General features: G+C 69.4%; 14 protein-coding genes. 10 read left to right on the top strand and 4 right to left on the bottom strand.

Going from position 1 to position 14991, the window contains the following annotated elements:
• The first annotated feature begins 15 nt into the window (after nt 1-15).
• From BCR55_RS22180 to BCR55_RS22140, 9 genes are all read left to right on the top strand, one after another.
• The gene (locus BCR55_RS22180; RefSeq protein ID WP_035945680.1) at nt 16-1182 is read left to right on the top strand and encodes a porin; all 1167 of its coding nucleotides are present in this window, start codon (nt 16-18) and stop codon (nt 1180-1182) included.
• Between the two features lie 210 nt (nt 1183-1392).
• Entirely contained in the window at nt 1393-1653 is a 261-nt protein-coding gene (locus BCR55_RS22175) for a DUF2866 domain-containing protein (protein ID WP_012216319.1), read from the top strand.
• Nucleotides 1654-1800: 147 nt separating this feature from the next.
• Entirely contained in the window at nt 1801-2187 is a 387-nt protein-coding gene (locus tag BCR55_RS22170) for a DUF6232 family protein (protein ID WP_065495943.1), read from the top strand.
• 107 nt (nt 2188-2294) lie between these two features.
• Nucleotides 2295-2522, top strand: coding sequence for a hypothetical protein (locus tag BCR55_RS22165; RefSeq protein ID WP_053298167.1), 228 nt, complete (start codon nt 2295-2297; stop codon nt 2520-2522).
• Nucleotides 2523-2762: 240 nt separating this feature from the next.
• The gene (locus tag BCR55_RS22160; protein ID WP_065495942.1) at nt 2763-5030 is read left to right on the top strand and encodes a TonB-dependent hemoglobin/transferrin/lactoferrin family receptor; all 2268 of its coding nucleotides are present in this window, start codon (nt 2763-2765) and stop codon (nt 5028-5030) included.
• A 47-nt stretch (nt 5031-5077) separates the two neighbouring features.
• Nucleotides 5078-6160 (top strand): hemin-degrading factor, encoded by a 1083-nt coding sequence (locus tag BCR55_RS22155; RefSeq protein ID WP_065496719.1) that lies wholly within the window; start codon nt 5078-5080, stop codon nt 6158-6160.
• Nucleotides 6157-7071, top strand: a complete 915-nt coding sequence (locus tag BCR55_RS22150) for a hemin ABC transporter substrate-binding protein (RefSeq protein WP_059936296.1) — start codon at nt 6157-6159, stop codon at nt 7069-7071. The genes BCR55_RS22155 and BCR55_RS22150 overlap by 4 nt, the downstream gene beginning before the upstream one ends.
• Before the next feature lie 11 nt (nt 7072-7082).
• Entirely contained in the window at nt 7083-8174 is a 1092-nt protein-coding gene (locus BCR55_RS22145) for an iron ABC transporter permease (protein WP_065495940.1), read from the top strand.
• 19 nt (nt 8175-8193) lie between these two features.
• Nucleotides 8194-9036 (top strand): heme ABC transporter ATP-binding protein, encoded by an 843-nt coding sequence (locus tag BCR55_RS22140; RefSeq protein ID WP_065495938.1) that lies wholly within the window; start codon nt 8194-8196, stop codon nt 9034-9036.
• A 210-nt stretch (nt 9037-9246) separates the two neighbouring features.
• On the opposite strand, the gene BCR55_RS22135 is transcribed toward BCR55_RS22140, so the two are convergent.
• Nucleotides 9247-9858, bottom strand: a complete 612-nt coding sequence (locus BCR55_RS22135) for a trimeric intracellular cation channel family protein (RefSeq protein ID WP_006406758.1) — start codon at nt 9856-9858, stop codon at nt 9247-9249.
• Between the two features lie 11 nt (nt 9859-9869).
• The gene (locus tag BCR55_RS22130; protein WP_065495936.1) at nt 9870-12014 is read right to left on the bottom strand and encodes a penicillin-binding protein 1A; all 2145 of its coding nucleotides are present in this window, start codon (nt 12012-12014) and stop codon (nt 9870-9872) included.
• 213 nt (nt 12015-12227) lie between these two features.
• On the opposite strand from BCR55_RS22130, the gene BCR55_RS22125 reads away from it, so the two are divergent.
• Nucleotides 12228-13025, top strand: coding sequence for an aminoglycoside phosphotransferase family protein (locus BCR55_RS22125; RefSeq protein ID WP_175403841.1), 798 nt, complete (start codon nt 12228-12230; stop codon nt 13023-13025).
• Between the two features lie 84 nt (nt 13026-13109).
• On the opposite strand, the gene BCR55_RS22120 is transcribed toward BCR55_RS22125, so the two are convergent.
• Both BCR55_RS22120 and BCR55_RS22115 read right to left on the bottom strand, forming a co-directional pair.
• A complete protein-coding gene (locus BCR55_RS22120) occupies nt 13110-13946 on the bottom strand; it encodes a bifunctional allantoicase/(S)-ureidoglycine aminohydrolase (RefSeq protein ID WP_006406755.1) in 837 nt (278 codons plus the stop codon).
• 609 nt (nt 13947-14555) lie between these two features.
• Complete coding sequence (locus BCR55_RS22115; RefSeq protein ID WP_006397312.1) at nt 14556-14984, bottom strand: hypothetical protein; 429 nt, start codon at nt 14982-14984, stop codon at nt 14556-14558.
• Between the last annotated feature and the right edge of the window lie 7 nt (nt 14985-14991).

The following is a 14991-nucleotide window of genomic DNA, read 5'->3' as shown; positions in this document are numbered from 1 at the left end:
CGCTCGGAGAATCCTTTGAACAAGAAACTGTTGACCACCGCCATCCTGGCAGCCACCGCCGGTGTGGCGCACGCGCAAAGCAGCGTCACGCTGTACGGCGTGATCGACGCCGGTATCAGCTACGTGAACCACAGCAAGAACGCTACCGGCGGTAGCAGCAAGCTGTTCAAGTACGACGACGGCGTTGCGCAAGGCAGCCGTTGGGGCCTGCGCGGCACCGAAGACCTCGGCGGCGGCCTGAAGGCGATCTTCGTGCTCGAAAACGGCTTCAACAGCGGCACGGGCGCACTCGGCCAAGGTGGCGCGCTGTTCGGCCGTCAAGCCTATGTCGGCCTGAGCCAGTCGCAGTACGGCACGCTGACGTTCGGCCGTCAGTACTCGTTCTCGACCGACGTGCTCGGTTCGAACTACTCGACGGGCGGCAACACGGTCGCAGGCAACTATGCGTACCACGTCAACGACGTCGACCAGCTCACGTCGAGCCGCATCAACAACGCGGTGAAGTTCCAGAGCGCGAACTACGCCGGCTTCACGTTCGGCGCCTTGTACGGCTTCTCGAACTCGACCGACTTCGCAGGCGCACCGGGCACGGGCACCACGAACAGCGGCGGTTCGTCGCGCGCATACAGCTTTGGCCTGAACTACGCGAACGGTCCGTTCTCGCTCGGTGCGGCCTACACGGACATCCGCTATCCGAGCCAGTCGACGACGCCGTCGGGCGGCTCGAACTTCAACACGGCGCTCGCGAACATCAGCACGGGTAACGTCCGCGACCTGCGCACGTACGGCGTCGGCGGCCGCTACGTATGGGGCCCGGCAACGGCATGGCTGCTGTGGACGCGTACGCAGTTCTCGACCGTTTCGGGTGCAGGCGGCACGTTCTACAACGCATATGAAGGCGGCCTGAAGTACGCGATCACGCCGGCCCTGTCGGCAGCAGCCGGCTACACGTACACGAACGCAACGCAAAACGGCGCATCGGCGCACTGGAACCAGGGCAACCTCGCGCTCGACTACGCACTCAGCAAGCGTACGGACGTGTACGGTCTCGTGATCTACCAGAAGGCGTCGGGCAACAACGTACAGGCGCAGATCGGTTCGAGCACGAGCTACTTCAACACGTCGGGCAACGGTTCGTCGAACCAGATCGCCGCACGCGTCGGTATCCGTCACAAGTTCTAAAGCATCCGCTCAACCTGCGGATCACGACGGCAGAAGCGCCCCGCTCCACGCGGGGCGCTTTTTTATGGGCTTTTAAGTTTCGCTTAATTCTGGGCTGAGACGATGCACTCACCCCCCCTGTTGGCCGCCTGAGCATCGGCGGCATTTTTTTTGCGAACCCGGCGGCGCCGCCACCGGATACCCATAACAAGACAGGATCGGAGGCCCGTGATGATCGAAGATACCGTTTTCAGCCATCTGCACACGATTCTGACCCGCGAGCACTCGTTACCCGTCCAGAGCTGTCGCGTGTCCGTCGAAATGCAGCGCCCGTGGGGGCGCCCGTATCGGCTCGTCGAATGGACGATGCATCTCGATGCACCCGCGCGACGGCAGATCGTGCCGGCCGAATCGACCGACGCGGAAATCGCCGAAGTCGTCGCGTCGCACGTGCCCGGCCGGCTGTACGGCGACGGCCGCCTGCAGTTCTAACCGCCACTTCCCGCGTTCCTCCGGCGCCCGCCGCGGCGCCGCGCGTGCCATGCAACGGCCGCTGCGCCCGGCGCGTGCGGCACTCCGTCCCTTTGGGTCCGGCGACGAAGTCTGCTACGCTGCGCGTTTTCGTCCACGCAACACACGATGGAAAACCCTTTCAACGAACGCGGCGTGACCATCACGCGCAACGGGCTGTCGTCCGGCGGCCAGGTCTTCGCGCTGCGTGACATCGGCGACGTCGACGTCGTCAAGGTCCCGAAAAACCGGCTCGTACCATCGCTGATCTCGCTGATCGGCGTCGTCACCGCGATCGCGGGCGGCGTCGCCTCGTCGAGCGCGGCGCTCGTGGTCGGCGTGATGCTCGTCGTCGTCGGCTATCTCGCCTGGACGACGCAGGACGTCACGTATCGGCTGATGGTCCAGATGCCCGACGGCAAGCGCGAAGCGCTGTCGAGCGTCGACGCCGAGTTCGTCGAGCGCGTCGCGCAGGCGGTACGCGCCGCGCGCACGGCCACCGCCGCCGCCGGCTGATTCGCCGCGCACGAAGCGCCTTCCCCGTTCGCGATCGCGGCGCGCCGCGTGTCGACCGCCTAGTATGGAAAGTGCGGCCCGCCGCCGCATCGTCCGAGGAGGTCGGCATGAACGCTCAATCGCTGTCCGGCATGCTCCGCGCGCAGGAGCTGCTGCTCGTCTCGATGGTTCGCACGCTTCCCGTCGATGCCCGCGGCGCGCTCGTCGAGCTCTTTACCGAACAGATCGCGTTCGCCGAACAGGCGGGGCTCGAAAGCCGCGCCGAGCGCGACGTTCACGATGCGTTCGTCGCGCATGCGCGCAATCTGCTGATTCGCCTCGAATCGCTCGCCTAGCGCCGCGTCACGGCGCCCGTCTCCCGAATTGATCGCGCGCCACCGTGGCGCGCCGCTGGCGGCTGCGCGCCCGCGCGCATCGCGTTCGCTTCCTTGTATCGATAATAATTCTCATTTACACTTCAGGCATTCGTCAGCTTCCTTTCAATTTGCCGTGCGCCGCATCGCGCGCATGGGCCAGCCAGGTGAACGCGTCGCCCAGCCAGCCTTCGGGCTTGTTTCAACCATGGGAGACCACCTGTGCATCGCTCTACGCTGGCGCGCCAGCCGATCTTTGCCGCGCTCATCGGCGCGGTCGGATTGTCCGCCGCCACGGCTCACGCCGATTCTTCGCCGTCCCACGCCGCCGCCTCGTCCGTCATGGCCGATGCGGCAGCCGCACGCGCCGGCAGCGCGCTGCTGGACCCGGTCACCGTCACGGCGACGCGCACCGCGACGGCCGCGAGCCGCACCGCCGCTTCCGTCTCGGTGATCGACGCGGACGACCTCGACGAACAGCAGGCCACCAACATCAAGGACGCCTTGCGCTACGAACCCGGCATCACGGTGCGGCGCACCGCGTATCGTCCCGGCAGCGCGGCGCTCGGCGGCGGCCGCGACGGCGATTCGAGCATCAACATTCGCGGCCTCGAAGGCAATCGCGTGATGCTGATGGAAGACGGCATCCGCCTGCCGAACGCATTCTCGTTCGGCCCGCTCGAGGCGGGCCGCGGCGACTACACCGATCTCGATACGCTCAAGCGCATCGAGATCGTGCGCGGGCCGGCGTCGGCGCTGTACGGCAGCGACGGACTGACCGGCGCCGTCAACTTCATCACGAAGGATCCGCAGGATCTGCTGTCGATCTACCGCAAGCCCATCTACTTCTCGTTCCGGCCAAGCTACGACTCGACCGACCGCAGCATCGGCGCGACCGTGTCGGCCGCCGGCGGCAACGATCGCATCCAGGGGATGATCATCGCCGACGGCCGCCGCGGCCACGAAATCGACACGCGCGGCAGCAATAACGCGGCAGGCACGCTGCGCACGACGTCGAACCCGCAGCACGTGTACAGCGAATCGCTGCTCGGCAAGCTCGTGCTGACGCCCACCGCGCGCGACACGATCAGGCTGACCGCCGAAACCGTGCAGCGGCGCGTCGGGACCGACGTGCTGTCCGCGATCGTCGCGCCCGCGACGCTCGGCCTCACGACGAGCGACCGGCTCGAACGCAACCGCTTCAGCGCCGATTACGCCTTTCGCGACGACGCCTCGCGCTGGCTGCAGAACGCGCACGTGCAGTTCTACTACCAGGAAGCGACGCAGGACCAGTACGCGTTCGAAACGCGCGGCACGCTGCCGTCGCGCTCGCGCGACAACCGCTATCGCGAACGCACGTTCGGCGGCTCCGCGTTCGCCGAAAGCGGGTTCTCGACCGGCCCGCTTGCGCACAAGCTGCTGGGCGGCGTCGACGGCAGCCTGTCGCGGATCACGAACCTGCGCGACGGCACGGTGCCCGGCGTCGGCGAGACGTTTCCGAACAAGGCCTTCCCCGACACCGACTACACGCTGTTCGGCGCGTTCGTGCAGGATCAGATCGGCTACGGCCGCCTGCTCGTCACGCCGGGGCTGCGCTTCGATACGTATCGCTTGAAGCCGGCCGGCAACGATCCGCTGTTCACCGGCCGCGCGGTGTCGACGCACGCGAACGAACTGTCGCCGCGCGTCGCGGTGCTGTACGAGATCGCGCCCGCGCTGATTCCCTATCTGCAGTACGCACACGGATTCCGCGCGCCGACGCCCGATCAGGTCAACAGCAGCTTCTCGAATCCCGTGTACGGCTATACCTCGATCGGCAATCCGAACCTGAAGCCCGAGACCAGCGACACGTTCGAAGCCGGGCTGCGCGGCCGGGCCGGCACCGGCTACGGCACGATTCGCTACAGCGCGGCCGCGTTCACCGGCCGCTACCGCAACTTCATCGCGCGCACGACGATCGCCGGCAGCGGCCGGCCGACCGATCCGTTCGTGTTCCAGTACGTCAACTTCGCCGATGCGCGCGTTCACGGCATCGAAGGCCGCGCCGACTGGGCGATGCCGAACGGCATCACGCTGCGCACCGCGCTCGCGCTGACGCGCGGCTCGACACAAAACAACGGCGCCGCCAGCCAGCCGCTCAACACCGTGAATCCGTTCTCCGCCGTGTTCGGCGTGCGCTACGAGCCGACCGAACGCTGGTTCGTGCAGACCGATCTGCTGTTCCAGGCCGCGAAGCGCGACAAGGACATCGACCGGTCCGACTGTTCGAAGCGCGCGTGCTTCGCGCCGCCTTCGTCGTTCGTCGTCGACCTGCGCGGCGGCTATCGCTTCACCAAGCACGTGAGCGCGACGGTCGGCATCCGGAACCTGTTCGACCGCAAGTACTGGAACTGGTCCGACGTGCGCGGCATCGCCGCCGATTCGCCGGTGCTCGACGCCTATACGTCGCCCGGCCGTACCGTCGCAGTCAGCATGAAGGTCGATTTCTGATGCGCGCCGGCTGCACGCGCGTCCCACCGTCCGTCAAGGAGTCCGACATGATGCAATCCCCCGTTTCCGCGCCCTCCGTGCGCACGTCCACCTCGCTGCGCGACGCATTCGTGAAGCTCAAGCGCGAGCGCCGGCTGCGCAACCGCGACGTCGCGCAGGCGCTCGGCGTCAGCGAAGGCGAAGCGCTCGCCGCATTCGTCGGCGAGCACGTGGTGCGGCTCGATGCGCGCTTTCCCGAGCTGTTCGAGGAAATGCCGCGTCTCGGCCGCGTGATGGCGCTCACGCGCAACGACGCGGCCGTGCACGAAAAGGACGGCGCGTACGCGCAGATGAGCCACGACGGCCTCGTCGGTCTCGCACTCGGCGATATCGATCTGCGCATCTTCTATCGGCAGTGGGCGTACGCGTTCGCGGTGCGCGACGATACGCCGCACGGCCCGCTGAAGAGCCTGCAGTTCTTCGACGCGCAGGGCCATGCGATCCACAAGGTCTATCTGCGCGCGCACAGCGATCACGCCGAATACGATGCGTTCGTCGCGCGCTGGCGCGCGGCCTCGCAGCAACCGGGCCTCGACGTCGCGCCGGCCGCGCCGAAAAAACCCGAGCGTGCGGACAGCGCGATCGACGTCGTCGGCTTTCGCGCCGCGTGGGACGCGATGACGGACACGCACCAGTTCTTCGGCATCACGCAGCGTTTCGGCGTGAGCCGCCTGCAGGCGTTGCGTCTTGCCGATCCGCAGCACGCGTATCCGCTCGATGCCGCACGCGCGTTGCGTCACGTGCTCGAACGCGCGGCGCAGAGCGGCCAGCCGATCATGGTGTTCGTCGGCAACGCGGGGATGATCCAGATCCATACGGGGCCCATCGCGAACGTGCGCGAAGTCGGCGCATGGATCAACGTGCTCGATCCGGGCTTCAACCTGCACGTGCGCGAGGACATGATCGCGACCGCGTGGGTCGTGAAGAAGCCGACGAGCGACGGCATCGTCACCTCGGTCGAACTGTTCGACCGCAACGGCGAGCACGTCGCGCTGCTGTTCGGCGAACGCAAGCCGGGGCAGCCGGAGCGCGACGACTGGCGCGCGCTCGTCGCGTCGCTCGCGCCCGCCGCGCGCGGGGACGCACGATGAGCGCGCGCACGTTCGATCCGCGCCGCCGCGCGGTGCTGGCGGGCGCGGCCGCTAGTGCGCTCGCGGCGACGGTGCCCGCGCGCGCGATCGCGGCCGTCCAGTCCGCGCCGAAGCGCGTCGTCGTGATCGGCGGCGCGCTCGCGGAAACGGCCTTCGCACTCGGCGGCGAGCACGCGCGCGGCTACCGGCTCGTCGGCGCGGACACCACGTGCACGTATCCGGAGGCCGCGAAGCGCTTGCCGAAGGTCGGCTATCAGCGCGCGCTGTCGGCCGAAGGTTTGCTGTCGTTGCGGCCCGATCTCGTGCTCGCGTCGGCGGAAGCCGGTCCGCCGGCCGCGATCGCGCAAGTCGCGCGCGCGGGCGTCGCGGTGCAGACCTTCGACGAACATCACGATGCCGAATCGGTACGCGCGAAGATCGCCGGCATCGCGCAGGCGCTCGACATGCGCGATGCCGGCGTCGCGCTGCTGCGGCAGTTCGACCGCGACTGGCAGGCCGCGCGCGCTACCGTCGCCGCGCACGTGCCGGGCGGCGCGCAGCCGCCGCGCGTGCTGTTCGTGCTCAATCACACCGGCAACCAGGCGCTCGTCGCCGGCCGGCGCACGGCGGCCGACGCGATGATCCGCTACGCGGGCGCGCGCAATGCGATGCAGGGCTTCGATCACTACAAGCCGTTGACGAGCGAGGCACTGGCCGCCGCCGCGCCCGACGTCGTGCTGATCTCCGACGAAGGGCTCGCCGCGGTCGGCGGGCGCGCGGCGCTGCTGGGTGCACCCGGCTTCGCCGCGACGCCGGCCGGTCGCGCGCAGCGCATCGTGTCGCTCGACGCGCTGCTGCTGCTCGGCTTCGGCCCGCGGCTGCCGCTCGCCGTCACGACGCTGCATCGGCGTCTGTCCGACACGCTCGCGTAACGGGATCGCCGATGTCCGCTCGTCTCTCGTCGATTCGCGCGTCGTCGGTCGCCGCGGGCGCGCACGGCGCACGACGCATCGGCACGCAGCGCCGTTTTGCACCTGTCGCGTTCGGCGCGCTCGCGGTGCTCGTCGGCGCGATGTCGGTCGTCGCGCTCTGTGTCGGCGCGTACCGCATTTCGCCGGCCGACGCGTGGGCCGCGCTCGCCGGCGACCCCGCCGCGCAACAGGCGCGTGCGGTGCTGCTCGGCATCCGTGCGCCGCGCGTCGTGCTGGCGCTGCTCGTCGGCGGCGGCTTCGGCGCTGCCGGTGCCGCGATGCAGGCGCTGTTTCGCAATCCGCTCGCCGATCCGGGGCTCGTCGGCGTGTCGAGCGGCGCGGCGCTCGGTGCGACGGCCGCGATCGTGCTCGGCCCCGCGCTGTTCGCCGCGCATGCCGGTGCGGCCGCGCTGCCGGCCGCGGCCTTCGTCGGTGCGCTCGCGATCGCGGCGCTCGTCTACCGGCTCGCCGCGTCGCGCGGGCGGCTCGCACTGCCGCTGCTGCTGCTCGCCGGCATCGCGATCAACGCGCTCGTCGGCGCGGCGATCGGGCTGCTCACGTTCGTCGCCGACGACGCGCAGTTGCGCTCGCTGACGTTCTGGAGCCTCGGCAGCCTCGGCGGCGCGCAATGGTCGACGCTCGCGGCCGTCGCGCCGTGCGCGGTGCTCGGCTGCGCACTGCTCATGCGCGAACGCGATGCGCTGAACGCGCTGCAGCTCGGCGAAACCGAAGCGCTGCACCTCGGCGTGCCGGTTCAGCGGCTGAAGCGGCGCGTGCTCGTCGCGGTCGCGCTCGCGGTCGGCGCGCTCGTGTCGTGCGCGGGAATCGTCGGCTTCATCGGCCTCGTCGCGCCGCATTGCGTGCGTCTCGCGTGCGGGCCGGACCAGCGCATCGTGCTGCCCGGCGCCGCGTTGCTCGGTGCGCTGCTGACGCTCGCGGCCGATCTCGCCGCGCGCACGCTCGCCGCGCCGGCCGAGATTCCGCTCGGCGTGCTGACCGCGCTACTCGGCGCACCGTTCTTTCTCGCGCTGCTGTGGAAAAGCCGCGGCTCGCTCGGCGCTTAGTCGCGCCTCCGTCTCGATCATGCTGACCGTCCAACATCTCCGTGTCGTACGCCGACATCGCGTCATCCTTCACGATCTGTCGCTGACGATCGAACCGGGCCGCGTCACTGCGCTGCTCGGCCGCAACGGCGCGGGCAAGAGCACATTGCTGAAAGCGCTGGCCGGCGAGCTGACCGGCAGCGCCGCGCCGAACGGCGTGCGCGTCACCGGCCGCATCGCGCTGAACGGCGAACCGCTTGCGCAGATCGATGCGCAGCGGCTCGCGCGGCTGCGCGCGGTGCTGCCGCAAGCCGCGCAACCGGCCTTTCCGTTCAGTGTCGACGAGATCGTGCTGCTCGGCCGCTATCCGCATGCGCGTGGCCGTGGCGGCGCGGTGTCGCGACGCGATCGCGGCATCGCGTGGCACGCGCTCGCGCGTGCCGGCGCGGACACGCTGCTCGGCCGCGACGTGACGACGCTGTCCGGCGGCGAGCTCGCGCGTGTGCAGTTCGCGCGCGTGCTCGCGCAGCTGTGGCCGTCCGACGACGAAGCGGGCCGCGACGCTCGCGACGCGTCGCCGACGCGCTATCTGCTGCTCGACGAGCCGACCGCCGCGCTCGATCTCGCGCATCAGCATCGGCTGCTCGATACGGTGCGCGCGATCGCGCGCGAATGGCGGATCGGCGTGCTCGCGATCGTCCACGATCCGAATCTCGCCGCGCGGCATGCGGACACGATCGCGATGCTCGCGGACGGCACGATCGTCGCGCACGGCACGCCGCACGATGTGATGACGCCCGAGCACATCGCGCGCTGCTATGGGTTCGCGGTGAAACGGATCGACAGCGGCGACGGTACGCCGCCCGTGATGGTGCCGGCATAGCGCTCGGCCGTACGCGTGACCTGCGGCCGAAGTGCACCCCATGTAGTCGGCCCACGCGCCGTATGCGCTCAACGTTCGACGTCCGCGAGCATCCGCATCGCGACGCCGCCGCCCTCGCTGTGAGCTAGACGACAGTCGCGATGCGTCCGTCGACGCCGACATGCACGGCATGCAGTCGTCCCGCACGCCGCACACGTGCCGCACACGCGGTCAATGCTCGACGTCCGCCGCGCCGAACGTCCGCATCTCCCAACCGAACCGTACCGCGAGCATCCTCATCGCGAAGCCGGCCGCGAGCGCGACGATGGTCGCGACGCGTGCGTCGATACCGACATGCTGAAGCGCGACGTACAGCGCACCCGTGAAGAACGCGACGCTCGCATACAGCTCGCGGCGCAGGATCAACGGCATCTCGTTGCAGAGCAGATCGCGCAGCATGCCGCCGCACACACCGGTGATCGCACCGGCCAGCACGACGATGATCGGCGCCGCACCGGTCGACGCGCCGACGTCGCAGCCGATGATCGTAAACGCCGCGAGGCCGAGCGCGTCGACGGCGACGAACAGCGTCTTCATCCGCGCGACGTGCCGCGCGAGGCGCGACGCGACGGTCGCCGCGACGAGCGTGATCACCAGATATTGCGGATGCGCGATCCAGCCGAGCGGATAGTGGCCGAGCAGCACGTCGCGCACCGTGCCGCCGCCGAGCGCGGTCACGGCGCCGACCAGCGCCAGCCCGAAGCGGTCCATCCCGCGCCGCATGCCCATCAGCGCGCCCGACATCGCCTCCGCGACGATCGCGATCAAATAAAGCGTATGCATCGTCGTTCGCGTCAGTCATCGGTCCGGAACAGGTCGAGCACGCGGGCGCGCTCGGCCGCATCGACAGGCGCCGGCGTCGGCGCGACCGGCATCGCGCCGCCGTTCGCCGCAGTGGACGCGGCGGATGCAGCGAACCTGGCGGATGCCGCCTCCGCGCGGGCAGCGCCGTCGCATGCGAAGCGACTGCGTACGAACGCCGGCACATCGGCCGTGCACGCGCCGCGCGTGTATTCGGCGTAGACGAAATCGCCGTCGACACGCGCGACGTCCGGCGGCTCGACCGCTTCGGCCGGCGTGCGTCCGTCGACGGCCGTCTTCATGTAGTCGAGCCACACGGGCAGCGCGAGCGTCGCGCCGGTCGCGCGCCCCATCGAGCGCGGCGTGTCGTAGCCGAGCCACGCGACCGCGACGATGCCCGACGAATAGCCGGCGAACCATACATCCTTCGAGCCGTTCGACGTGCCGGTCTTGCCGGCCGTGTCGTCGCGGCGCAGCGCAAGCGCGCCGCGCGCGGTGCCCGCACGCACGACGTCGCGCAGCATGCTGTCCATCACGAATGCGTTGCGCGCCGACACGACGCGCGTGCCGGACGGCGCCGGCGCGTCGTACAGCACGCCGCCGTGCCGCTGCTTCACCGAGAGGATCAGCCGCGGTTCCACTCGCGTGCCGCCGTTCGCAAACACGCCGTACGCGCTCGCGAGTTCGAGCGGCGTCACCGCGCCCGCGCCGAGCGCGAGCGGCAGCGACGCCGGATTGCGCCGCGCGTCGAACCCGAAGCGCATCGCATGCTGCTGCACGTATTGCGGGTCGGCCGCCTGCATCAGGCTTACCGCGACGAGGTTCTTCGATCGCACGAGCCCGCGCCGCACCGCGATGAAGCCTTCGTAGTGGTTGCCGTAATTGCGCGGCCGCCACGGCCGCGCGCCGGTCTCGGCCGGCGTCAGCGTGCGCTGCGTATCGTCGACGAGCACGCCCGGGAAATAGCCTTTCTCGAGCGCCGCCGAATAGACGAACGGCTTGAAACTCGACCCCGGCTGACGATAGGCCTGCAGCGCATGGTCGAACACGTTGCGGCCGAAATCCGCGCCGCCGACGAGCGCGAGCATGTCGCCGGTCGCCGCATCGAGCGACACCAGCGCACCCTCGAGCGTGCGTTGCGCGTCGCGCGTCGTCCGCTGCCGGCGCAGCGTGCGCTCGAGCGCCGCCTCGGCCGCGCGCTGGTCGCGCATCGAGATCGTCGTCGTCACGTCGAGGCCGAGCGTATATGCGTCGTCGCGAAAGCGCTCGACCATCATCTGCCGCGCGCGTTCGGCCACGTACGGCGCCGCGACGATGCCCGGCGGCGCTTGCGGCGACAGCGCGATCGGCGCATCGACGGCCGCGCGGTACGTCGCGTCGTCGAGTTTGCCGAGCGCAAGCATGCGGCCGAGCACGTAGTTGCGACGCGCGGTCGCGCGCGCCGGATTGACGACCGGATTGAACGCGGACGGCGCCTTCGGCAACCCGGCAAGCACGGCCGCCTCGCCGACGCTCAACGCATCGAGCGGCTTGCCGAAATACACGTGCGCCGCTGCCGCGAACCCGTACGCGCGCTCGCCGAGATAGATCTCGTTCATGTACAGCTCGAGCAGCTTGTCCTTGCCGTACGCGCGCTCGAGCTTGACCGCCATCAGGATCTCGGCGAGCTTGCGGCTCAGCACCTTGTCGCGCGTCAGATAGAAGTTGCGCGCGACCTGCATCGTGATCGTGCTGCCGCCCTGCGCCGGCTGTCCGGTGACGACGTTCGCGAACGTCGCGCGCGCGAGGCCGCCGATGTCGATCGCGCCGTGCCGGTAGAACTGTGCGTCCTCGGCCGCAAGCAGCGCGTCGCGCATCCGCGCCGGCATGCGTTCGAGCGGCACGAACTCGCGGCGCTCGATGCCGTATTCGGCAAGCAGTTCGCCGTCGCGCGAGAAGATCCGCAGCGGCAGCGCGGGACGATAAACAGCCAGTTGCTCGACCGACGGCAATTGCGTCCAGATGCGATGAATCGTCCATCCCGCGATGCCCGCACCCGCGAGCATCAGGCCGAGCAGCGCGCCCGCGAGCATGCGCCACACGCGGCGGCGAGGCGGCAGCGCGGGCGGCGTGGGACGGGAATCGGTGCGGTCGGTCATGTCGGCTCCTTCGGGAATGCGGCGATCGACGGCGCACCACGCGGCCGACGATCATGAACGGCGCGCATTGTCGAAGGGATGCCGTGAAACCGGAACATTCCTTAGCCAATGTTGGGCTGGCTAAATTTTATTGAGGAAAGCACGCCGCATCGTCCGACGCAGCGGCACACGCACCGCCGCGCGGACGCGCCGGTTCGCCTGTACCATTTCCGCATGTTCGCTGCGCATCTTCGCTCGTGGAGCCTCACGCCCGACGGCGGTCCGATCCTGACCGCCAGCGGCGGCGTATTGCCGGTCGTCTGGCGCGGACGGCCTGCGATGCTGAAGATCGCGACCTGCGAGGAAGAGCGGCGCGGCAACGCGTTGATGACATGGTGGGACGGACACGGCGCCGCGCAGGTATGGGCGCACGACGACGACGCGATCCTGCTGGAACGCGCACAGCCGCAACCCGCGCTCGCCGACTTTTCGGCGGCCGGCCACGACGACGATGCAATACGGATCGCATGCGACGTCGTCGCGCAGCTGCACGCCTATCGTGCGCCCGACCCGCCACCGCTCGTCGCGCTGCGCGACTGGTTCGCGTCGCTGCTGGCGTCCGACGCGACCGACGCGATACTGCGCCGGTCGCAAGCGACGGCGGCCGCGTTGCTTGCCGGACCGCCCGTCGACGAAGCGGTGCTGCACGGCGACATCCATCACCGTAACGTGCTGCACTTCGGCGATCGCGGCTGGCGCGCGATCGATCCGAAAGCGCTGCGCGGCGCACGCGCCTTCGACTACGCCAACCTGTTCTGCAATCCGTCGCACGACATCGCGGTCGACCGCACGCGCTTCGAACGTCGCGTCGCGATCGTCGCCGATGCCGCGCGGCTCGATCCGCGCACGCTGCTGCGCTGGATTCTCGCGTGGTGCGGGCTGTCGGCGATCTGGCTGATCGAAGACGACCAGCCGGCAGACACGCGGCTGCAGGTCGCCGCGCTCGCCGCACACGCGCTCGACTCGCGCTGACGATGCGCGGCGCCGCCCGCCCGCGCGCGACAATAAAAAACCCGCCGGCACGCGGCGGGTTTTCGTGTACGACTGCTGCGGCGCTCAGCGGGCCGGATTCAGCGTCAGGTTCATGTGGCGGTTCACGTCTTTGTACAGCAGATAGCGGAAACGGCCGGGGCCGCCCGAATAGCAGGCCTGCGGGCAGAACGCACGCAGCCACATGAAGTCGCCCGCTTCGACCTCGACCCAGTCCTGGTTCAGCCGGTACACGGCCTTGCCTTCGAGCACGTAGAGCCCGTGCTCCATCACGTGCGTTTCCGCGAACGGAATCACGCCGCCCGGTTCGAACGTCACGATGTTCACGTGCATGTCGTGGCGCATGTCGCTCATGTCGACGAAGCGCGTCGTCACCCACGCGCCGTTCGTGCCCGGCATCGGGATCGGCTCGACGTCCTGTTCGTTCGTCACGAACGCCTCCGGCAGCGGAATGCCGTCGACGGCCTGATAGTGCTTGCGGATCCAGTGGAAACGCACGGCCGCATCGCTGACGTTGTGCAGCGTCCAGTCGGCGCCCGGCGGGATGAACGCGTAGCCGCCCGGCGTCAGCGTGTGCTTGGTGCCCTGCAGCGTCAGCTCGGCCTGGCCTTCGACGACGAACAGCACCGCTTCCGCGTTCTTGTCCTGCTCGGGCTTGTCGCTGCCGCCGCCCGGGTTCACTTCGACGATGTACTGCGAGAAGGTTTCGGCGAAACCCGACAGCGGACGCGCGATCACCCACAGGCGCGTGTGCGTCCAGAACGGCAGCCAGCTCGTCACGATGTCGCGCATCACCCCTTTCGGAATGACCGCGTACGCTTCGGTGAACATCGCGCGATCGGTCAGCAGATCGGTCTGCGGCGGGTGGCCGCCATGCGGCGCGTAATACGTTGTCTTCGACATAAGGCATCCAGGCAATGGGTTGGTGCGGCCCGTCGTCCGACGGCGCCGGCGGCCGACACGCGGCGCGCATCGGTGCGCGTTGCCGCGGCTTTCGTTCGGTCGGCCAGGTTTCGCGACGCGCGCGGCCGGTCGGCCGAGCGAGCCGCCCTTGCTCGACGGTCCGGGCGCCGGCCGCGACGTTCGCCGTCATGCGGCGGCGCGTGGTCCGGAACGTTCGATTCGGTACGCGGGCAGCACTGACGATAGCGAAGTCGTCTTCGATCGACCAATTAAATGTTGCGATGGATTGCATTCGATTTCCCACTGCTCACCGGACGCGAGCGGGGCATCTCGACAACCGCGACGACACATCCGGTTACGCGCTCGACGCCGGCGTAACGGACGATCGCAATCGACGCCGGGCACGCGGCACACGCACGCACCCGTCGAGGAGCGCAGAGAAATCGAAGGAGAAGAAGAGAATGCGGCGCGCGACTCGCGCGCATCGCATCGGGAACCGCTGAAGTGAAAACGCGTGGCGGCGATGCCGCTGTCGGTCGCCCGGCTCAGCGCGCCGGGCCCGACACGGATTCGGGCGCGCCGGTCGATCGGCCGCGCCCGCTGCTGCGATCAGTCCCAGTGACGATGATGGCGATGCTTGCGATGACGATAGCCGCGATCGTCGTCGTACGAGCTGCGCGACATGTTGCCGCCGAGCGCCGCACCCGCGCCGCCGCCGACGGCCGCGCCGAGCAGGCCGCCCGTACGGCCGCCCATGGCGTTACCGGCCGCGGTGCCGGCACCGCCGCCGAGCGCGCCGCCGATGATCGCGCCGGTACGCTCGCGACGGTTCGACGTAATCGCGCCACCTGCGCCGCCGCCGAGCGCGCCGCCGATCACGGAACCCGTGCTGCCGCCGACCGCGCCGCCGACCGCCGCGCCGGCTACCCCGCCGAGCGCGCCGCCAAGCGCGTTGTTCAAATCGTTAGCTGCCGCCGGCAGCGCAGTCGCGCCGGCGAGTGCGGCGACGACGAGAGCGGGGGCGATCTTCTTCCACATGCCCGTA

Source organism: Burkholderia sp. CCA53, from assembly GCF_001685525.1.
Taxonomy (GTDB): Bacteria; Pseudomonadota; Gammaproteobacteria; order Burkholderiales; family Burkholderiaceae; genus Burkholderia; species Burkholderia multivorans.
Note: the sequence above shows the minus strand (reverse complement) of the source record. Positions and strands in the feature narration are given on the sequence as shown.